The 19328-nt window shown below is 75.2% G+C and carries 16 protein-coding genes; all 16 read right to left on the bottom strand.

Annotated features, from left to right (window positions below):
• Positions 1-57 precede the first annotated feature (57 nt).
• Positions 58-1416 (bottom strand): DUF6519 domain-containing protein, encoded by a 1359-nt coding sequence (locus tag ACIBH3_RS34330; protein WP_396316043.1) that lies wholly within the window; start codon positions 1414-1416, stop codon positions 58-60.
• A gap of 29 nt (positions 1417-1445) precedes the next feature.
• Positions 1446-4001, bottom strand: a complete 2556-nt coding sequence (locus tag ACIBH3_RS34325; protein WP_396316042.1) for a hypothetical protein — start codon at positions 3999-4001, stop codon at positions 1446-1448.
• A complete protein-coding gene (locus ACIBH3_RS34320) occupies positions 3998-6877 on the bottom strand; it encodes a putative baseplate assembly protein (protein ID WP_396316041.1) in 2880 nt (959 codons plus the stop codon). Before ACIBH3_RS34320 ends, ACIBH3_RS34325 begins: the two co-directional genes overlap by 4 nt.
• Complete coding sequence (locus ACIBH3_RS34315; protein ID WP_396316040.1) at positions 6874-9522, bottom strand: putative baseplate assembly protein; 2649 nt, start codon at positions 9520-9522, stop codon at positions 6874-6876. Before ACIBH3_RS34315 ends, ACIBH3_RS34320 begins: the two co-directional genes overlap by 4 nt.
• A complete protein-coding gene (locus ACIBH3_RS34310; RefSeq protein ID WP_396316039.1) occupies positions 9519-9914 on the bottom strand; it encodes a GPW/gp25 family protein in 396 nt (131 codons plus the stop codon). The genes ACIBH3_RS34315 and ACIBH3_RS34310 overlap by 4 nt, the downstream gene beginning before the upstream one ends.
• A complete protein-coding gene (locus tag ACIBH3_RS34305) occupies positions 9911-10237 on the bottom strand; it encodes a hypothetical protein (RefSeq protein ID WP_396316038.1) in 327 nt (108 codons plus the stop codon). The genes ACIBH3_RS34310 and ACIBH3_RS34305 overlap by 4 nt, the downstream gene beginning before the upstream one ends.
• A gap of 21 nt (positions 10238-10258) precedes the next feature.
• The gene (locus tag ACIBH3_RS34300; RefSeq protein WP_396316037.1) at positions 10259-10837 is read right to left on the bottom strand and encodes a phage baseplate assembly protein V; all 579 of its coding nucleotides are present in this window, start codon (positions 10835-10837) and stop codon (positions 10259-10261) included.
• A complete protein-coding gene (locus ACIBH3_RS34295; protein WP_396316036.1) occupies positions 10834-11970 on the bottom strand; it encodes a hypothetical protein in 1137 nt (378 codons plus the stop codon). Before ACIBH3_RS34295 ends, ACIBH3_RS34300 begins: the two co-directional genes overlap by 4 nt.
• Positions 11963-12325, bottom strand: a complete 363-nt coding sequence (locus ACIBH3_RS34290) for a LysM domain-containing protein (RefSeq protein WP_396316035.1) — start codon at positions 12323-12325, stop codon at positions 11963-11965. Before ACIBH3_RS34290 ends, ACIBH3_RS34295 begins: the two co-directional genes overlap by 8 nt.
• On the bottom strand, positions 12322-12951 hold the full coding sequence (locus ACIBH3_RS34285) for a hypothetical protein (RefSeq protein WP_396316034.1): 630 nt from the start codon (positions 12949-12951) through the stop codon (positions 12322-12324). Before ACIBH3_RS34285 ends, ACIBH3_RS34290 begins: the two co-directional genes overlap by 4 nt.
• A gap of 26 nt (positions 12952-12977) precedes the next feature.
• A complete protein-coding gene (locus tag ACIBH3_RS34280; protein WP_396316033.1) occupies positions 12978-13250 on the bottom strand; it encodes a hypothetical protein in 273 nt (90 codons plus the stop codon).
• Positions 13241-15685, bottom strand: coding sequence for an ATP-binding protein (locus ACIBH3_RS34275; protein ID WP_396316032.1), 2445 nt, complete (start codon positions 15683-15685; stop codon positions 13241-13243). Before ACIBH3_RS34275 ends, ACIBH3_RS34280 begins: the two co-directional genes overlap by 10 nt.
• Entirely contained in the window at positions 15682-16905 is a 1224-nt protein-coding gene (locus tag ACIBH3_RS34270) for a DUF4255 domain-containing protein (RefSeq protein WP_396316031.1), read from the bottom strand. The genes ACIBH3_RS34275 and ACIBH3_RS34270 overlap by 4 nt, the downstream gene beginning before the upstream one ends.
• Positions 16902-17807 (bottom strand): hypothetical protein, encoded by a 906-nt coding sequence (locus ACIBH3_RS34265; protein ID WP_396316030.1) that lies wholly within the window; start codon positions 17805-17807, stop codon positions 16902-16904. The genes ACIBH3_RS34270 and ACIBH3_RS34265 overlap by 4 nt, the downstream gene beginning before the upstream one ends.
• A 100-nt stretch (positions 17808-17907) precedes the next feature.
• Entirely contained in the window at positions 17908-18708 is an 801-nt protein-coding gene (locus tag ACIBH3_RS34260) for a hypothetical protein (protein ID WP_396316029.1), read from the bottom strand.
• A gap of 4 nt (positions 18709-18712) precedes the next feature.
• A complete protein-coding gene (locus tag ACIBH3_RS34255; protein WP_396316028.1) occupies positions 18713-19219 on the bottom strand; it encodes a phage tail protein in 507 nt (168 codons plus the stop codon).
• Positions 19220-19328: the final 109 nt, after the last annotated feature.

Here is a 19328-nt window from a genome sequence, read left to right as displayed (position 1 = left end):
GTCCCGGTGTGCCGGTGTCCCGGTGGCGCTCGTCCCTGACCGGGCGCCATCCGCCGGTCAGGGCACCCGGTTGGGGAGGAAGCCGATCCGCAGGTCGTCGACCAGGATGGCCCGGCCGCCGGCGACGGTGACGACGGCGAGGGGGGCGTACACGTGGTCGATGCCGTGCGGTGCCACGTCGGCGGGGCCACCCGTCGAGTCCCGGGGCCAACTGATGTCACCGGTGGCGGTACGGGCCGGGAAGGTCCAGTAGTCGCCGGTGCGGTAGCCCCCGCCGCCCTCGGACGGGGGCCGGAAGCGGATCTGGATGCCGTCCTCCAGCGTCATCCAGCCGGAGGAGTTGGGCGCGACGATACTCAGCGCGCCGTCGTCGGCGCGCCGGGGCACCTCTCCCCCGCCGTCGACATCGGGGTGGTCCCACCGGCGGAGCAGCGGTCGGCGGTCGGTCTCGATGGTTCCGACGTCGGTGCCGAGGTGGACCACGTAGTCCTCGCCCTTGTCGTCGATGTCGGTGACGCGGGCGAGCGGGCCCGGCCGGCCCAGCAGGGTGCTGTGGTCGTCGACCACCTCGACCAGGCTGCCGACCGTCAGCGCGGTGCGCCGGTCCCTGGGTGGATCGCGCAGGACGGCGGCGCTGCCGGCGACCCGGATGAGCGGGTGCACAACCGAGCCGTTGTCGCGCGACCAGGTGAAGGTCGGCCCGCCCTCCTGTCCCGAGCCGCGGTGGATCTGGACCCGGTAGAGCTGGTTCTCGGGCCCGAGGTAGCCGGCCGCCGGGTCGGCCACGCAGGGCTCCGGTGGGGTGGCACCGCGATTGGCGCGGGCGGCGAGCAGCCCGCGGTCCGCCGGCTGAAGGAGGTCCTCCCACTCGCTCCAGTGGGCGCCGATGTCGGTGACGTCGAGCTGCCGACCGGGCGGCGCGGTGTCGGTCAGCCTCACCTGCCAGACCAGTCGGGTGCGGCTGCACGTGTCCGGTCCGCCGAGGGCGACCTCGCGGACGCTGTCGTCCTCGGCCGTCGAGATGTGCCGCTCCCAGACGTCGAGATAGGCCAGGTACGTCCCCTCTCCTGGCACCTGCTGGCCGGGGAGGTCGGGCTGGGCGGTGAGCAGCAGGTCGTCGGTGTCGTTCTCGCAGGCCCGACCGTGCACCCAGTAGCGCCCCCGGCCGATCCGCAGCACGCCGTCCTCCTCGCCGGGCTGCGGCAGGTCGATCCGGAAGGCCGGCCCGGGGGCGGAACCGTCGGCGGCGGTGCCGTACGGGCCGATCAGGTCCTCGGCGAGCGCCTGGAGGTGGTGGAGCAGGATGGCGACCTGCTCGTTGCCGTCGGCGGGCAGCGTCACCCTGCCCTGTTGCTGGATCACGCGCAGGAAGTGCTTGCGCTGATCGAAGCTGAACCGCTCGACGTCGGCGTGCATGCCAGTCCTCACTGTCACGGGAACACGGGTCAGTTGACGGGGATGACGGCGGCGTCCAGGCCGGCCGGTACGTACTCGGCGACCCTGGTCCGCAGGGCGGTCATCCGCTGGGGCAGGTAGAGGTCGTGGAACGCGCCGAGTTCGGAGCCGTCGTCGGCGCCGGTACGGATCTCGTCGGGGCAGTCGGGGGCGAGTTGGGCGTACGCCGGGTCGGGGTGGCGGACGGAGGTGAAGCGCGGCCTGAGCCTGCGCTCGGTCTCGGCCACGAGCGCAGGGGACGGGGGGGCGCCGAGGGCGGCCAGGGCGGTGTCCGGCTGGCAGTGGAAGCGCCTGGGTGTCCGGGAGCCGCTCGGCACCCAGCAGAATCGCAGACAGCCTCGGGACCTGCGGGCGGCCTTCACCACGCCGACGAATATCGTGTTCTCGCCGCGGTCGAGCGCGTGTACCTGGACGGTGCCGAGCACGGTGGTGCGGGCGATGTCCAGGACGGCGTGGGCGACCGCGGGGCCGCCGGCGCCGACCGCCTCCAGCGACGGGTCGGTGGCATCGAGGATGCTGTCGCTGACGGCCAGCCGCAGCGGCTCACCGCGTACGGCGCCGGCCTCGATCTGCACCGGCCCCACGATCGATTGGCTGATCTCCACCTCGGCTCCCGGCAGCGCGGCCAGCTCCAGCGAGGGCGGGGCCGGTCGCTCGGTCCCGCAGCCAGGGCGGGGCGCCCAACCGGGGACGAGGGTGCAGTGCCGGATGACCACCCGGGCCGGCGCACAGCACTCACCCGGGGTCCGGGGGTCGGTGCTCTCACCACCACCGTGCCCGTCGCCGTGCCCGTCGCCACCGCCGTGCCCGTGGCCGTCACCGTGCCCGTGGCCGTCACCGTGGCCATGGCCGGCGACATGGACGGCTCGGCCGCCCAGCACCAGGCCGTCCAGCGTCAGCCGGCTGCCCCGCGCCAGCCTGACGGAGAGCGAGTCCGCCCGGTCGGCGTGGCGGTCGGCGAGCCAGAGCACCGGACGGGTCCGCTCGGCGGCGCGGACGAGCAGGTGCTGATGCTGCTTCAGGGTCAGCTCGGCGGCGATCCCGATCACCTCACTGCGGGTGATCTCGATGACCGCGTACCGTGGCTGCTCCCGCTCCCAGTCGCGCAGCGCGGCCCGCAGCTCCGCCGCCGAGGCGACCCCCCGGTACCACCGGGCGGGCTTGAGCCACGACGGCCAGAGCTGCTCCAGGTGCCGCCGACCGGCCACCAGCAGCGGTGCGCCGGCCGGGATCGGCTGCCCCGGGTGGGCGAGGGTGTGGAGCGCCTCGTCCGCGAGCGCGTCGTTGAGGGCCTGCACCAGCCCCGGCCCGTCCTCCTGGTCCGGCCGGTGACGTCGGACCAGGGCGGCCTCCGCGCCCGCGCCGTCCCGGATCTCGGCCAGCAGGGCGGGCGGGTCGGTGAGGTCCTCGGGGTGGATGCGGTAGGTGTCGGCCTCGGGCGGTTCGGGCAGCGGCCTCCGGTACTCCCCGCCGCCCAGGTCGGCGCTGAAGCCGTAGTGGTAACCGACCCGGACGTGGTGCGGCGGGTTGCGGCGCGGGAAGAGCATCCGCCCGAGCACCGGGTCGACGGCGACGGTGCCCGGCAGCGGCCGGTAGGAGTCCCAGTCGCTGAGGTCGGCCGGGATCACCCGCTCCGGCGGCACCGGCCGGCCCTGTCCGGGCCTTGGCCAGTCGGGGGCGTGGATCACCAGTGACCTCCCCTCGCCGTAGTACTGCGGGTCGGCCCGGCCGGCCGGACCGAGGGCCCGCCGGCCGATCGGCGCCGGCACGTCCGCCGGTCCCTGCGGGTGGCGCCTGCGCTCACCGTCCGCGCCCCGGCCGAACAGCGGGACGTCGAAGCCCATCGGGTCGAAGGTGAACGCCCACCGCCCGACCCGCTCGACCTGCCCGGCCTGGGTGTGCGTCACCGGGTGGGCGGGCAGACGCCAGACGTGGAGGCCGACCCCCGTGATGTTGTACAGGCCCTCCGTGCGATGCGAACCGGCCCGGCGCACGTCCACGGTGTGCGCCAGCCGGTCGAACGGTCCGTCGATCCCGGCGAGCAGCGTGCCGTCGCGCAGCTCGGCCGTCCTGCCCCGGTCGGGCCGGAGGTGGTTCAGCTGCTGGTGACGCGCGAGGAGCCGGAACGCCTCGACGGCGTGGCCGGGCAGCGCGGCGACGTCCAGGGCGAGGTCCTCCAGCAGTGCTCTGGTCCCCTTGCGCCGCCGGTGGCGCAGGGTGTTGGCGACATCCTGGCGGGGCGCCTGCGCCGACCGGCGGGCCAGGTCGCGGCCGGACACGCCGGCGGCCGTCCAACCCGAGTCCGGCACCGGCGACCAGCCGACCAGGTCCGCCAGGTACGGGATCGCCCAGTCCTCGGCGCTCTCCACGAACCAGTTGTCGTACTGCTGGGCGATGTCGTCCTCGACCACCCGAACCTGCGCGGCGATCACCCGCAGCAGGTCGCGCAGCGGGTGTCCGGCCGCCTCGTCGCGCATCCGGTGCACCAGCGGGAGCAGGTCGAACAGGCGGTCGGGCGCGGCGGGGCCGGCAATGGGATCCGTCATACGGCATCCTCCTTGAGGCCGAGGAGTTCGGGCAGTTCGACGGCCGTGCACAGGTGTTGCGCCGGGTACAGCACGTCGTCGATGCGACGGGCCCCGCAGGCCGGCAGCCAGGGGCCGGGGTGTGCGTCGGGCGGCGCCGACTCCCCGGGCGGCACCGAGGCCAGCCGGAGATCCCGGCAGGAATGCACGCCGGGGACGGACTGCAGGACGGCCACCACCTCGGAGAGCGGCAGGTCCTGCGCCAGCTCGCGGCGTACCGGCCCGAAGGTGTCCAGCAGGGCGGCTGCCAGCGCCGGGGCCACGCTCGCCCACTGGCGGTCGGGGAGCAGCCGCACCCGGGCGTCGACCGAGACGAGCAGCCGCTCGGCGGGCAGGACCCGGATCCGGACGGCCGGGTCACCGAAGCGGCGCAGCGCCGTCCGCAGGTTGCCGATCACGTCGGAGTCGGGGAGCAGCAGCGCGCCGTCCACGCCGGTGACGGTGACCGCGATGAGTCCGCCCCGGCCGTCGGCCAGCCGGTCGGCGGCGGCCTTGCCGACGCCGGCGAAGGCGCGGGCGAAGTCCGCGTAGTCGCTGAGGGAGACCAGTCGGTCCAAGGTCTTCAGGGGCAGGGGGGCGCCGGCCCGGGCCTGGTCGGGCCGTTCGGGGTCGGCGCCGCCGGTGGCGGGCAGCGGGTTGACGACATCCCGCACGCCCAGCGGTTTGGTGGCGAGCAGGGTGATCCGGCCGGCGCCGGTGTTGCCGGAGCGGCCGATCCCCGTCCGGTAGCGGGCGCGGATGTTCTCGCTGCCGGTCGGGGGACGCCGGCCCTGCGTTCCGTCGGGGAACACCACGCCGGTGCCGGTGTGCTCGTCGCTCTCGGTGACGTACCCCCGGTCGTCCGGGCCGAGGCCGAGGAACCACGGGCGTTCGGGCCAGCGGACGGCGTCCACGGTGACCTGGAGGGTGCTCTCCACGCCGGTGGGGGTCGGTGCGGAGACGTAGGTGAGGGGGCCGCTGCGCAGGGCGAAGCGCTGGTTGGGGACGGAGGCGTCGCCGCTGCCGAGCACCTCGGTGCGGGTCTCACCGTGGGTGGCGTGCACGACGTTGCCGTGGACGGTCACGGTGTCCCGTCGGTAGCGGTGGGTCAGGGGGTGTTCGAGCAGCAGGAAGCTGTGGTTGCGCTCGCCGGGGACGTCGGCGGAGGCGAGGCGCCGGGCGTCGGACTCGCCCACGCTCCGGGCATCGGCGGCGGTCGGGCCCTGGGCATCGGCGGCGCTCAGGCTCTCGATCCGGGGGGCCGCCCTGCCCTGGTACACCTCGGCGATCCGGGCCGGCTCGGCGGCGGTGACGCCGGTGACGCCGGGGAGGTCGGCCCGCTCGCCGGAGACGACCAGCAGCCGCCCGGATTCCAGGCCGTCGATCAGCGTGCCGAGTTCGATCACCCGGCCCTGCACCGGTTCGGTGATCGGCAGTTCGGCCAGCGGGAGCAGTTCGGCGGCCGCGTGGACGGTGATCCGGCGCAGCTCGTCCATGGTGGTCGGGGCGGGCCAGTCGTCGCCGGGGCCGAGGGTGATCCGGGTGGTCCTGGCGGCGAGGCCGTAGGCGGATCTGGCCACCAGGTCGACGGCGAAGGGGGCTTCGGGGTCGTTGCCGAGCACGGTGAAGCTCTCGGCGCCGGGCTCCGCCCGCCGGTCGTCGCTCTGTCCGGTGTCCCGCAGGGCGACCACCGCGAGGGTGCCGCCGCGGATGTCCTGGTACGGGTTGTCCAGGTGGATGACGTCGGCCGTCTCCGGCAGCGGCGCGCTCTCCGATTCGCCGTCGCTGTTCTGCGTCATGTCCCAGTCGAGCCACTGCTCCATCGGCAGCAGCCGGTTGCGCTGGTAGGTGGGCTTGCGGGCCGCGTTGTACCCGAACAGCGGCGCGGCCAGCCGCAGCGCGTAGACCTCGGCGGTCGGCGGCCCGGTGACGGTCGCGCCGGCCCAGGCGGTGTGCAGGGCGCCGGCGAGTTCGGGGTGCAGGAGCTCGGCCAGCCTGAGCCGGGCGTCGGACGTGCGCGCCGTCGGGACGCGGGGCGCCTCGTCCTCGGGCGGGCCGGTGAGCAGCTCGACGAGCTGATCGAGGTCCTGGATCTGGTGCCACGGGGGCGGCGGCTGCTGCTCGCCGCCGGCGAGGACGACCCGGGTACGCAGGTGCTCCGCGTCCTCCTCGACGGTGCTGACCCGCCGGGACTCGCAGTGAAATCCCCCGCAGCTCCCGGCCGTCCGGATGAGCAGCAGGTCGTTGGTCCGGAGGCGGGTGGCGATCCCCTCGAACCACAGCTCGGGCAGTGTGGCGGCGTTGCCCGTGGTGATCACCTGGGGGCGGGTGGTCCTGACCGGGAGGCGGTTCGCGGCGGCCAGCGCCGGCAGGGGTGCGCTGGTCTCGTACGCCTGGGACAGCTCGCCGGGGCCGGGCAGGCTCTGCACCTTGGTGCCGGCCGGGACGACCTCGGTGTGCCCGGATTCCAGGGTGAAGGACAGGTGGGTGCCGGCCGCGACGCCGGGACGGGGGCGGTAGCCGACGAGCCGGGTGAGTTCGTGCACCGAGCGGGCCTCGGTCGCGGTGCGGAGGTAGCCCTCGTTGCCGATCCGCTCCTGGTAGAAGGTCAGCACGTCGGCGACGGCGGCCCAGGCGTCGCAGAGCACGATGGCGGGGTCGTCCGTCCTACGGGTGGTGAGCCCGGCCGTCCCGGGCAGGTCGGCTGCGGCGAGCCGGTCGAGCATGGCGGTCAGGAAGGTGGGGTGGGTGCCGACGCGCAGCCGCAGCGCGGGCAGTCCGGGCGGGTTGGCGGGGCTCGCGGCGTGCCGGGCGGGCGTGCCGGTGCCCGCGCGGCAACCGCAGGTGCAGTCGTTCATCGGCCGCCTCCAGCGATGACGGTGAGCCGGCCGCCGTGCGGCCGGGTGGTGTCCAGGACGACGACCTCGCGCGGGCCGACCGGCAGCACGCCCCGGGTGAGCGCGCCCTGGTCGGGCTCACCCTGCCGGAGCAGCCGGGTGACCTCGACCGATGAGACGCCCGGCACCGCCTGGGCGGCCGTGAGGAGCCGGCTGACGTGGACGCCTTCGCCGAAGGTCCAGCGGTCGGGGTGGAAGTACCCCGGGCGCCCGTCGGGAAGTACACCTGCGGAGAACTCCTCCCGCAGCGCCTGCACCACCTGGGCGCGGACGTGGAACGGCTGGACGCAGAGGGCGAGTTCGAGCTCCACCGGCACCGGGGTGGCGAGCGAGACCCGCAGGTCGTGGCCGAGCCGGCGGGCCTGCTCCAGGGCGGCGGTGATCGCGGCCCCGGTGCAGGCCGAATCCCGGCAGCTCCCGGTCGGGGCGGTACCGGGCGGGGAGCCGGGTGCCGAGGAGCCGTACGCCGGGGAGCAGCCGCAGTCGGCGGAGGGGAGCCCGGCGGCGCGCGGGTCGAGGGCCACGTCGGCCTCGTACCAGCTGCCCGTCCAGACCAGGTCGGCGGCGGCGCTCTGCAACCGGTCGCCGCCGGCCCGCCGGGCCAGTTCGGCGTAGTCCTCGGCGGTGACGGCGCGCTCCCGGGTGGCGCGGAAGGCCACCGGGATCGCCGCCCGGGCCTGCGCGAGCGTCTCCGGCGGCGTGCCGCCGGCCGCCGGCAGCGGGTTGCGCGGACGGACGACGAGGTCGTGCCCGCCCACGCCGGGCCGCAGTGCCAGGTGCACGATGCTCTCCGCCCCGACGTTCCCGGACGGCCCCTCACCGATCCGGTACCGGGCGGTGAAGGACGTGCCGGGATCGGGGCGCCGGCCGGTGCGCCCGTCACCGAAGCGCAGCCAGGACAGCCTCTCGTCGTCCGTCTCGACCACGAACCGCCGGTCGTCCGGTGCGCTGGAGAGCAGGTCGCGGGCGGGCAGCCAGAGCGCCTGCCCGACCGTCTCGGTGAGCCGGACGGCCGGCTCCGCCCGGCGTGGGTCGCGGAGCAGGAGCTCGGCGGCCGACGGTGGGCAGCTCCCGGCCGGGTGGGTGGGCAGCGGCTCGGCGTGGGTGACGTGGGGCCTGGCGAGCCGGGGGCGGAACCGGCCCGGGGTGGGGGCCTGCTCGGCGGGGCGGCACTCCGCCTCGCAGCGCGGTGCGTCCGGCGCGCCGGGCACCGGGCCGAGCGGCTGCTCGACCCTGGTGCCGTGGTCGACCGGCAGGACGTTGCCCCTGGCCAGGCTGACACCGGTGAGCGGACGGCACTGCGGGGCGGGGCCGATGGTGGAGACACAGAGCGGGAAGGGCAGCGCGTCCCGCGCGGACCAGCCGACGTCCAGGACCGGGGTGTCGAGCACCTCGTCCCGCCCGCGCCGGACCCAGGTGAGCCGTACGACGTGCCGGTGCGCCGGGTCGGCGTCGCCCGGGCGGCCGGTGCGCGGGCCGAGGACCTCCTCCAGGAACAGGAAGTCCCCGCGTTCCAGCCGCAGCCGGTGGGGCGCGCTCTCGGAGTCGACCAGGGTCGCGGAGGTGGCACCGGCCGGCAGGGCGCACTGCCCGCCGCCCCAGTCGTGGATCCGGATCGCGTTGTGCGCGGGGTGGAGCGGCAGGGGGCTCGCCGGATCCCCGGTCAGCACCTCGAAGCCGTGACGGCCGTCCAGGGCCTGCGGGGGCAGCTCCTCCCAGCGCAGCGGGTGGCCGGGGGGCGGGGCGCCGTCGAAGGAGGTGAAGAGCGCGATCTCGTCCGCGTGCCAGGGTGGGGAGGGCTCGCGCTCGACCCGCAGGTGGACGAAGGCCCGGGCGTTACAGCCCTCGTGCAGCAGGTAGTCGACCAGCCGGGCGTGCCGGCGCACCGAGATGCGGCGGCGGGCGGTGCCCAGGTAGGCCTCGGTGGCGACGGCGTCCTGGTGGTAGCTGAGCTGGTCCGCGGTGTAGGCGAGCAGCTCGGCGATGGTGACGCCCAGGTCGGGGACGTGACGTTCGCGCCAGGCCGGCACCAGCAGGCTCAACCGGTCGAGGATCAGCCGCCGGAAGGAGGCGTAGTCCTTGGCCAGGTAGTCGAGCGCGGGTACGGGCACGGTGCTCGGCGGGCACCGCGGCCCGGGCGGGCAGTCGGCGTCGGCGGGCCGCCCGGCGCAGAAACCGAACGGTGCCCGGTGGTGGCGGACGTCGAAGCCGTGCAGCGGCTGCCGGCCGGGGTGTCCGTACGGGCCGGGTTCGACCAGGGCCAGGTGGTAGGTGGAGCCGTCGCCGGCCCGGTCCAGGGTGACCTCCAGGCAGCCGTCCTCGTCCTCGTCGTGCGCCGGCCTGGCGCGGACGCCGCGGACGTGGACGGGGCGGGCTCCGGGCGCGGCGTCGACGCGCAGGTGAGCGGTGGTCAGATCGGCCGGTACGGGGCCGAGGAGGCTGACGCAGAGGGCGACGCTGCCGTCCGCCGGATCGGGATCGGCCACCTCGATGAAGTCGATCCCGTTGAGGCCGGCCCGGACGACGCGCCCGCGCCGGTGGTCGGTGCCGCAGCTCAGCTCGTCGGAGCAGTGCGGGTGGACGGCGCGGTGGAGCTCGGCGGTCATGAGGGCACCTCCCGGACGAAACGGGCCTCGGCCTCCTGGCGGGTGCGGCGCACCACGTACCTGACGCCCACCTTCAGCACGGACTCCTCGGCGGTGGCGCGGAGTTCGACCAGGTCGAGCAGGTCGCCGAGCCAGCGTTGGACGGCGGCGCGGGCCGTGTACTCGACGGTGGCGGCGAGTTCGGGGCTGTTCGGGGCGAAGAGCAGCTGGAGCAGGCCGCAGCCGAAGTCGGGCCGGTTGACCCGCTCGCCCGGGGAGGTGAACAGGAGCTGCTCCAGCAGTTCACGGACGTGCTGGTCGTGGTCGGCGGGCATGGCGGTGCGTCCGCGCCCGTCGAAGTGGAACGGGAAGGCCACGTCGAGCCGTTCGGCTCCGGCCGCCGGGGTGCTCATGTGGCCACCACCCGCTGCTGCGCGGAGACCACCAGGAGCGGGGTGGCGCTCGGTACGGTCATGGCCTGGCTGTCCAGGAGCAGCAGCGGCATCCCGCCGCCGACCCGGACCCGCAGGGATCCGCTCAGCCAGCCGGCGCTCACACAGGGGCCGTTGGCGGCGGGCGGAGGCGGCAGGGCGCAGCCCGCGACCAGCCAGGTCACCTGCTGGACGCAGACGGGCAGGTTGCTGACCAGCACCCGCGGATAGGTGCTCGGCGGCGTGGCGCGCCCGCCGTGCGGGCACTGGACGACAGCACCCTGGTGCAGGATCTGTCCCGGCATCGGTCGCTCCTTGCTGTGCGGTCACTGCACGACGAGTGCGTTGACGTTGACGAGGACCTGATTGTTGGTGAGCACGAGGCTGGCCCCCCGGCCGTTCTGGATGACGATGCCCTGGTCGTTGACGGTGATCGAGGCGCCGCTGCGGGCCTTGAGCAGGATTCCGCCGGCCACGCCGGGCGCGTCGGAGATCGCGAGCGTGTTCTGTCCGAGGGTCTGCAGGACGATGCTCGGACTGGCCGGGACGCCCGCCTGGGCGAGCGCGGGCACCTCGGCCCGGCTACCCCAGAAGCCGCCCGTCCAGATCGGGTGGTCGGGGTCGCCCTGCTCGAACTCCACCCACACCCCGGCACCGACCGGTGGCACCACCCAGACGCCGCACTGCTGGCCGGTGACCGGCAGGCAGGGCAGCGCCCAGGACGAGGGCAGGACGGCGGAGACGTCGGGCACCAGCGCCTGGATCCGGCCGATCCCGAGCGGATCGATGTTGTTGACGACGGTGCCGCGGTACTTGCCGTAGAAGCGGACGCCACCGCCGCCGTCTCCGGCGCCGGAACTCCCGCCGAGCGGGAGGGTGGAGTCGCTGTCGTCGGTCATCGTCATACCGGCACCACCGGGAGAGTCGAGACGAGTCCGTTGCGGACCAGGGTGAACTGCTGGGTGAAGGAGCCGCGTTCGAGCCGGTGGTCGACCGACTGGACGAAGTAGAGGCCGTCGAAGGCCGTGCCCGCGCCGCGGACCCCGACCAGTGCGCGCGGGCGCAGCACCCGCCCGTAGCGCTGGACGTCGAGGCTGCCCCGGGCCTTGACCACGTCGGCCGCGGCGGAGGACTTCGCCATCCCGAGCAGCACTGCCTCGGCGACGCCGAGCTTGGCCGTCTCGCGCAGGTAGCGGATCCGGTGCGGGATCGGCTGGAGCGCTCCGAGCGGGGGGTTGAGCGGCGAGACGTCCGGGATGGGCACCGGGATGACCGCTTTGGTCTCCGGATGGTGGATGAAGATCACCGGCAGGGTGGCGGCCTCGGCGTCGTAACTGAATTCGAGCGACTCGACGTTGGTCTGCACGTCCAGGTCGACGTTGAGGGCGGGTTGCGGCAGACCGATCTTGGCCTGCGGACCCCAGTAGGCGATGCTGGCTCCCGGCACCGGCCCGGGGATGTGCGTGAAGACGTACCCGGATCGGCTCGCGAGCCGGCGCAGGTACGCCAGGTCGGTGCCGTGCTGGACGGGGATGCGCTCCAGCGGGTTGGGGGTGTCCGGGACGAGGCTCGGCACCACCGCGGGCACGACCCCGAACGCCGCGTACTTGGCCAGCACGGTGAGCACGCGTGCCTCGACCGGCATCGCCGGGAAGGGCGTGCCCGTACCGTCGATCTTCTCCATCAGGGCCGTCAGATCCATGCCGCGTACCGTCAGCACGGCGGGCGCGCCGTTCGACCCGGGGGTGAGGCCGGTGGCGGTCATGACGCCGTCGATCAGCACCTCGGGCAGGCCCGCCACGGTGACCGCCACGACCACCCGCAGGACCGGCGGCAGGCCGCCCCCGAGCAGGAGGAAGACCGTGGGCAGCGGCGAGTCCTTCTCCAGCTCGAAGGTGAGCTCGAAGGCGCTCTGCCCACCCGGCTCGGCGGTGCTGTGCACGGTGACGCCGGTGAGCGAGTCCAGCACGAACCGGGGCACCGGCACGGGCACGGCGGGGCCGACGAGCAACGTGAGGTGGACGGATCCGCTAAGCATCGGCGGCCCCCGGTACGCCTTCGGGCAGCGTGATCCGCAGCCGGCGGCCGAGAACGGCGGTCAGCTCGGCCGGGTCCAGGACGCCGTTGGCGTCGCAGAGCTGCCAGTAGCGCTCAGGGTCCCCCAGCTCGGCGGCCGCCAGGGTGTCGGGGCGCTCGCCCTCGGCCACGGCGTGCTCGCGCAGCAGGGCGAAGCGCTCCGGCTGCGGTACGAACCGTCGGGTGACGTAGCGCACCTGCCGCCCGTCGAGCTCGGCCGTGGCCAGTGGCAGCCCGCTGTAGCGGCTGGTGGCGGGGAAGGCCGGGGACTGCGGCGACTGCGGCAGCCCGGCGGGGAAGAGCTCCTGGAACGTCATGTCAGGCCTCCGATACCGAGTGCGGCGAAGCCCGCGGTGCCGGCCCGGGCGGCCAGCGCCTCTAGTCGGCGCTGATGGGCGAGGTAGAGTCCGCCGGCCCGGTGGTCGAAGCCGACGTCGTTGACCGACAGGACGCGCAGGCCGAGCTGCACCTTGGCGCGCAGCGGGTTGAGCGCCGGGTCGAAGGCCTCCTCGGTCACCGACAGCTCGGTGATCCGCACCGGCATGATGCGGCTCGGGCTCCAGACGAAGACGGTGATCGGGGCCTCCAACGGGAGGATCTCCAGCGAACCGGCCGCGGCGGACCGGTCGGCCGCGACGAGCTGGTCCACCGTCGGGTAGGCGAGCAGCTCCAGCACGGCCAGCTGCGGGTGCACCCCGAGCTGCCCGGCATCCGGGAAGGCGTCCGGGAACTCCAGCTGGTCGGCCGCGTCCAGCTCGGCCTCGACCTTGACCGTCTCCACCGGCGGAGCCTTGAACCGCAGCGGCCGGGAACGCTGGTGACGCTCCTCCCCGGTGTCCTGGACCTGGAAGCTGCGGCTGAGGGTGTCGGGGTTGTACTGCAGCGCGATGATCCGCAGCACCGAACCGGTGGCCGGGTCGAGCTGCACGATGCCGCCCCTCATCAGGCGGGGAGAGCGCGGGAATCCGGTCATACCGGACCCCCGCCGGCGGTGAACCCCGCCCCCAGCGCCCGGCCGACGGCGCGGCCGAGCGACACGGCCTGCGCCGGGGTGAGCGACCCGCCCGCCGGCAGCGGGACCGTCGGCGGCGCCGGCGCGCGCAGCTGCGGCCAGGCGACGGGCCGGCCGGCCAGCTCCCGCGCCAGGGCGCGGACGAGGGCCGCGCGCAGCCGCTCGGCACCGCCCGGGCCCAGCTCGACTCCGTCGAGCACCAGGCTCTCGATGTGCACACTCACGTCCATGGCCGACTCCCCTCCGCGCCCGGCTCCGCGAGGGCGGGCGCCTGGGCCTCCTCCCACCGGAACTCGCCCTCGTCCAGGACGAGTCCGAGCTTGCGGCACTCCATCCGCAGGGCCGGTAGCACCTGCGGCATCCCGGCGACCCGGCCGGCACTGCCGGCGGCCGCGAAGGTGGCGTTCATCGCGATGTTGTGGATGCTGCCGCCCGTCAGCCCGAACCGGGCCAGCCGGGCGTGGTCGAGGTGGGTGGTGACGCCCGGCGCGAAGGCCCGGCGCCAGATCGCCTCCCGCTCGGCGGGCCCGGGGAAGGGGAAGTCCAGTACGAAGCGCAGCCGCCTGGTGAACGCCTGGTCCAGCGCGCCCTTCATGTTGGTCGCCAGGATCGCCAGGCCGCGGTAGGACTCCATCCGCTGGAGCAGGTAGCTGATCTCGATGTTGGCGTAGCGGTCGTGGCTGTCCCTGACCTCGCTACGCCGGCCGAAGAGCGCGTCGGCCTCGTCGAAGAAGAGGATCGCGCCGCCGCGCTCGGCGGCGTCGAAGAGCCTGCGCAGGTTCTTCTCCGTCTCGCCGATGTACTTGCTGACCACCGCGGACAGATCGATGCGGTAGAGGTCGAGGGAGAGCTCGTGGGCGAGCACCTCCGCCGTGGTGGTCTTGCCGGTGCCGCTCTCCCCGGCGAACAGCGCGGTGATCCCGAGCCCCCGGGACGTCTGCCGCGCGACTCCCCAGTCCTCGTGCACCAGCGCGCGCAGCCGCAGCTGGTCACCGATCCGGTCGAGCTGCTCGGTGATCTCCGCCGGCAGGACCAGGTCCTCCCGGCGGGCGCGGACCTCCAGCCGCCGGGCGAGCAGGTCGAGCCGGGGCCGGGTCGCCGCGAGGCAGGCGCCCCACAGCCGGGAGCGCAACCCATCGCCCGCGCCGCCGTCCGTACCGCCGTCCGGAACCCCGGGCGCACCGCCCGGTTGGTCCGCGCCGCCGTCCGTACCGCCGTCCGGAACGCCGGGCGCACCGCCCGGTTGGTCCGCGCCGTCCTCATCAGCGGTGGTGAGGGCGGCGAGGGCGGCGAGGCCCAGGGCCACCGGGTCGAGATCGAACTGGGCGGCCAGCTCACCCGCAAGCTGCTCCCGGCCGGCGCCGAGCGCGGCCGTCCAGGCGGCCCGCTGCTCGCCCGTGGTCGGCCCGGCCACATCGACCACCAGCGCGCCCGGGCCGAGGTGCGGCCACACCTCACGGCTGTCCAGGAACACCGGTCCGCGCAGCCGGGCCAGCAACCGGCCGAGCACCGCAGCCGTCTCGGGGCCGTGCTCGCCGGCGTCGTCGCCCGCGTCCAGGTAGAGGGCCAGCGGGGCGAGCAGCGTCTCGCGCTCCCAGAGCCGCGCGGTGAGCCCGGCGGCGCCCGCCTGCGCCGGCAGCGCGGACACCGGGACCCTCACCAGCGCCCGTCCCGTCTCGGCCGCGACCTGCGCCGCCGTCAACTGCTTGCTCACCTGGTCCGGACCCACCAGGTTGACCACGGTCGGGCGGCCCCCGGCGGCCGCCCGGCGCAGTCGGGCGGACAGCGCCCGGGCGGCCTCCCGCTGGGAGGGCGAGAGCCCGACCCCGTCGCCGTCGTCCGGCGAGACGACGGACTCGGCGAGCCGTTCGTCGAGGTGGTCCAGGCCCTTGAGGTAGTTGGTCACCCGCTCGTCGGCCCGCAGCACGCAGCCGGTCAGGCCCGCGCCGCCCTCCAGCTCGACGAGCCGCAGGCGGCGCAGCGGGCGCTCGGGGGAGAGCGCGTCCCAGGCCGGCCGGTCGAACAGCCGCAGGGCGAGGCCGAAGGTGGGGCCGGGCTGTGGGCCACCGGCGCCGGCGGCCGCGCACAGGGCGTCCACGGCCGGGTCGAATTCACGGGCCGCGGCGAGCAGGAGCACGTCCCGTTCGAAGTCCGTCAGGCCGAGCCGGTCGGAGAGTTCGTCGTGGGCGGAGTGCACGGCTGCCGCCGCCGCGTCGCGCGCTGCGGCGGCCAGGGCGAGCGCGTCAGCCGGCTCCGGTGCACCGGCCGGGGGCACGGAGGGCTGCGCGGACAGCGGCGCGGACGGCGGGCCTTCCGGCGGGCCGAGCGCTACCTGCGGTGCGGTGGCCGCCCGGGCAGGACGCCGGAACAGCCGCCACCGGCGGGCCCGGGGCGGGCCGGCCGTCGGGGCGGGGCCGAGGACCGGGCCGTGCGGGACCGGCGCCCCGGCCATGGGGCCGCCTGAGCCGTGGGGCACGCTCCGGCCGGGCTGGCCACCCGCGCCGTGGGCGCCGCCGCCGGCCTGGGCCGCCGGGCGGTGGAGGTCCTCCTCGGCGAGGGCCTGGAGCCGCAGGCGGAGCCAGTGCAGCGCGGCACCCAGGTAGGCGTTGTTCCGCTCCTCCCAGGTGGCCGGGAGGGCGGCGGGCTCTTCGGTCGTCGCGGTCATGGCAGCACCACCTGCTGGGCGGGGTCGAACTGGGTGGGCAGCGGCTTCGCCGGGTCCGGATCCGGGTCGGGCAGCGGGATCGAGTCGATCCCGTCCGCCCTCAGCCGCAGCGTGAGTACCGTGCCGGCGGGCAGGGTGGGCGGCAGCGCGAACGACAGGTCAGTACCGGCTCGTACCGGTGCGGTGGGCGGCAGCTGACGGTCGCCGGCGAGCAGCAGCACGGACTGGTCGTCGGCGAGCAGCCGGTCGCAGGACACGGTGAGCGGACGGAGCCCCGGGCCGGGCCCGAGGACGGCGGACCGCAGCCGGACGGCGACCGGCAGCGGCAGGGCGTTGCTGGTGATCAGCGGCCCGGCGGGCGGGCCGACGGCCAGGGTGACGGTGGCGACTCCGGCGGGCAGCGCGACCGGGAGGGGCAGTATCACCCGCTCGGCGGTGGAGCCCGCCGCGGCGTCCTCCCAGAGCGGCGCACCGAGCCGCGGATGGCTGAACCGGGCGCGTACCTGGCCGCCCGCCAGGCCCTCGCCCTCGACGACGAGCTGATCCCCCGTCCGGGCGGGCATGGACGCGTTCCCGCGCCAGGCGCCCACCGTGATCCGGTCCAGCCGGGGCGCCGTGCCGGTGCCGACCGGGACGCCCTGGTCCTGCCCGAGCGCGTCCAGCGCCTCGCGGCCGCGCCGCAGCACCGGGAGCGGCGCCGGCGAGGCCGTGAGGGCGTCGATGAGCACGACGGAGGCCTGGTAGGCCACCGACAGCCGGTACTGGGTCTGGAACCCGGACCAGAGTTTGGCCAGCTCGTCGATGCCGAAGTGAACCGGCGTCAGCCGGACCCGGTCCGGTTGCAGGTGCACCCCCGCCTCGGCGAGGACTCCCTCCAGCTTCTTGCGCGCCAGCGGCGCGCCGTCGTGCAGCAGTTGCATGGCCTCGCCCAGGAGGCGGTGTGCGGGGGCCTCGTCCTGGGTGTCGCTGTAGGCCGTGACCAGGTAGGTCAGGTCGAGTGCGAGCGGCGGGTGCAGGGCGCCGCCGGGCGACCGGCCGGGCGGCTCCAGGTTGCGCCAGGCCGCGTTGGGCGCGATCTCGTAGAGGAAGAGGTTGAGCTGGAGGCCGCCGGCCGCTCCCCGTGCCTGGTCCGGCGGGCGGGCGGTGACCTGCGGCGTCACCGGCGTGAGCAGGGAGCGCAGGGTCTGGGTGACGGCTTCGATGGCGCGTCCCGTACTCATCCCCGGCTCCTCGCGCGTCGCCGGAGGTACTGGTCGAGCGTGGCCACGGCGGGCTCGGCGGGGCGGCTCCGCTCCGGCGCGGCGGGCGTCGCGGGAACGGCTCGTACCTCGATGCGGCCGATCGTGACGTGGACGACGGGAGCGGCGGGCGGCGGCGCGGCCACCGGACGGCGTACCGCTCCCGCGCGCTGCACGGACCGGTCGGCCCGGTCGTGGGAAGTCCCGGCATCAGAGGCCGGGGCGGGGGCGGGCAGCTGTGGCTCGCGCGCTTCGACCGGCCCCCGCCCGGAGCGGGACGCCGGGCGCGGGCCGCCGCTCTCGCCGAGTACGTCGCGGCTCTGCTCATTGGCCGACCGGTCGTCCGGCCCGTCGGGTCCGTCCGGCATGCCGCCGGGCACCTCCGTGCCTGCCGTACCAAGCGGCCGGCGGTGGTGGGGCGCGACTGCCCCGGCCGCGGGCATGGCGGCGATCGGCGCCGCACCGGACGAAGCGGCGCCGACGGCTTCGCTCCGCGCCCCGGAGGCATCCGGCCACCGCCCGCCCGGATCCACCCGCTGAGCGTCCGTCGCGTCCCCCGCCTCGGCCTTGGCCTCGGTGGGCCATCCGGCCGGACCGGGCATTCGTGGGGGCCGTGCCGGCGGCTGCCCGGCGAGCGGCTGGTCCTCCCCCGGCAGCGCCCGGGCGTCATCCGGCGGCAGGCCCGGATCGGCGAGGGTGTCCGGGCCCGCCAGGCGCGCGAGCACGGTGGCCTCCCGTTCGTCACGGATCTGCTCGAAGCGCGAGAGCGGCCGCGGCCGCAGCCGCCCCCACTCGCTCCCGCCCTGGGCGCGGGCGGCCATCCGCGCGAGGAAGCCGCCGGCCCCGGCGGCCGCCGATCGGGGCGCACCCGGCTGCCCGTTCATCGCTCACCCCCGCCGTGCCGGACGGGGGCTCCGCGCCACCCGCGGACCGCGAGGACGCGCCGCCGCGCTCCGGCCGGGTGGATCTGCGTGCCGCGCTCGCTCATGCCATCACCAGGTCCAGGTAGCGGCGGCGCCGGAACTGACCGAGCGCCAGGATGTCCGACTCCCGCCAGCCGTAGGCCCGCGCGAGGGTGTCGACCTCGGCCAGGGTGTGCAGCGCCAACTGCTCGACCTCGGCCCAGAGGAACGCCGCGAGGTCGAATGGCGCCCACCACCGCGCCCCGCACCCCGGGCAGTCCAAGCCCAGCAGTGTCTCGGCCTGCGGATCCGCCGCTGCCAGCGCCGCCTCCACCGCGGCCCTTACCTCCTCCGGAAGCTCCTCGGTCGGCACGGCTCCGCCCCGCCGGCCGACTGCGGTGACGCACCTCGCCAGCAGCGCCGCCCCTGCGTCCGGCACACCCCGTACGGCGAGCAGGTCGCCCGTGGTCACCGGCCGGCAGCGGATCTCATGCCCGCCGGCCGTGACCTGGACCACGGCCCGTACCCCGGCCGGCCCAGCCGCCTCGGCGGCCTCACCTCGGGCTGCCGGACCGCTGTCACACAGGCTGCTCAGCCGGAAGGCGACCTCCACCACGTCCGCGCACGAGGGGCAGGACGCCACCGCCTCCACGAGGTCGCCGACCAGCGAGCGGCGCACCCCGGCAAGCAGGGCCTCGCACCGGCCGAGCGGCTCCGCGGCCAACTCGTCCCAGCCGTAGTGCGGATAGGCCGAGGCCAGCAGTGCCAGCGGCCGGGCCACCGGGGCGAGGGCGCTCGCCCACTCCCAGGTGTCGAGAAGCAGTTGATCCGTCAGCGGACGCAGACCGGGCTCGTCCCCCCACGCCGTACCCGACACGGTCACGGCTTCACCCCTGCTCCTGCGGCTCGGGGACCTCGGTGTCGCGCTCCCAGCCCTCGTTCTCCAGCTTGAGGTGCTGGATGGCCACGGCGTTGGCGTTGGCGTCGAGGTCCGGCAGAGCCTGGTACTCGGAGACCCAGCAGCGGTACACCTTGTAGGCGAGCACCAGCTGCCCGGACTCGTTGTAGAGCTCGATGGTCACGTCCTTGCGGAAGCTCTTCAGTGCCGACTCGGCGCCGACGGAGCCGTAGTTCCACACCTTGTCGGCCCACTGCTCGAACTCGGGGTCGTGGGTGACGCCGCGCTCCAGGGTGATCGCCTCGTACTCCGTCCGCCCGGGTGACTTGCGACTGCTCGACGGGTCACCGCCCTCGCGGTGCTTGACCACCTCGGTGGTGCGTTTCAGTCCGCTGACCTTGCTGACACCGAGGACGTACCGACCGTCCCACCGCACCCGGAACTTGAAGTTCTTGTAGGGGTCGAACCGCTGGGTGTTGACGGTGAACTGGGCCATCTCTCCGGCACCTCCTGGTCACCCGCCCGGTCAGGACGGGAGTTGCTCCGACAGCTGCTGAACCTGCACCACCACGAACTCCGCCGGCTTCAACGGCGCGAACCCCACC

Source organism: Kitasatospora sp. NPDC050543, assembly GCF_044457565.1.
In the GTDB taxonomy this organism is placed as follows: domain Bacteria; phylum Actinomycetota; class Actinomycetes; order Streptomycetales; family Streptomycetaceae; genus Kitasatospora.
The sequence above is the reverse complement of the archived record's forward strand: the minus strand, read 5'-3'. Positions and strand labels throughout refer to the sequence as shown.

Bases quoted from the DNA above. Each gene is read 5' to 3' on its own strand.
- ACIBH3_RS34330 (WP_396316043.1), bottom strand. From the start codon at position 1,416: ATGCACGCCGACGTCGAGCGGTTCAGCTTCGATCAGCGCAAGCACTTC.
- ACIBH3_RS34325 (WP_396316042.1), bottom strand. From the start codon at position 4,001: ATGACGGATCCCATTGCCGGCCCCGCCGCGCCCGACCGCCTGTTCGAC.
- ACIBH3_RS34320 (WP_396316041.1), bottom strand. From the start codon at position 6,877: ATGAACGACTGCACCTGCGGTTGCCGCGCGGGCACCGGCACGCCCGCC.
- ACIBH3_RS34315 (WP_396316040.1), bottom strand. From the start codon at position 9,522: ATGACCGCCGAGCTCCACCGCGCCGTCCACCCGCACTGCTCCGACGAG.
- ACIBH3_RS34310 (WP_396316039.1), bottom strand. From the start codon at position 9,914: ATGAGCACCCCGGCGGCCGGAGCCGAACGGCTCGACGTGGCCTTCCCG.
- ACIBH3_RS34305 (WP_396316038.1), bottom strand. From the start codon at position 10,237: ATGCCGGGACAGATCCTGCACCAGGGTGCTGTCGTCCAGTGCCCGCAC.
- ACIBH3_RS34300 (WP_396316037.1), bottom strand. From the start codon at position 10,837: ATGACGATGACCGACGACAGCGACTCCACCCTCCCGCTCGGCGGGAGT.
- ACIBH3_RS34295 (WP_396316036.1), bottom strand. From the start codon at position 11,970: ATGCTTAGCGGATCCGTCCACCTCACGTTGCTCGTCGGCCCCGCCGTG.
- ACIBH3_RS34290 (WP_396316035.1), bottom strand. From the start codon at position 12,325: ATGACGTTCCAGGAGCTCTTCCCCGCCGGGCTGCCGCAGTCGCCGCAG.
- ACIBH3_RS34285 (WP_396316034.1), bottom strand. From the start codon at position 12,951: ATGAGGGGCGGCATCGTGCAGCTCGACCCGGCCACCGGTTCGGTGCTG.
- ACIBH3_RS34280 (WP_396316033.1), bottom strand. From the start codon at position 13,250: ATGGACGTGAGTGTGCACATCGAGAGCCTGGTGCTCGACGGAGTCGAG.
- ACIBH3_RS34275 (WP_396316032.1), bottom strand. From the start codon at position 15,685: ATGACCGCGACGACCGAAGAGCCCGCCGCCCTCCCGGCCACCTGGGAG.
- ACIBH3_RS34270 (WP_396316031.1), bottom strand. From the start codon at position 16,905: ATGAGTACGGGACGCGCCATCGAAGCCGTCACCCAGACCCTGCGCTCC.
- ACIBH3_RS34265 (WP_396316030.1), bottom strand. From the start codon at position 17,807: ATGAACGGGCAGCCGGGTGCGCCCCGATCGGCGGCCGCCGGGGCCGGC.
- ACIBH3_RS34255 (WP_396316028.1), bottom strand. From the start codon at position 19,219: ATGGCCCAGTTCACCGTCAACACCCAGCGGTTCGACCCCTACAAGAAC.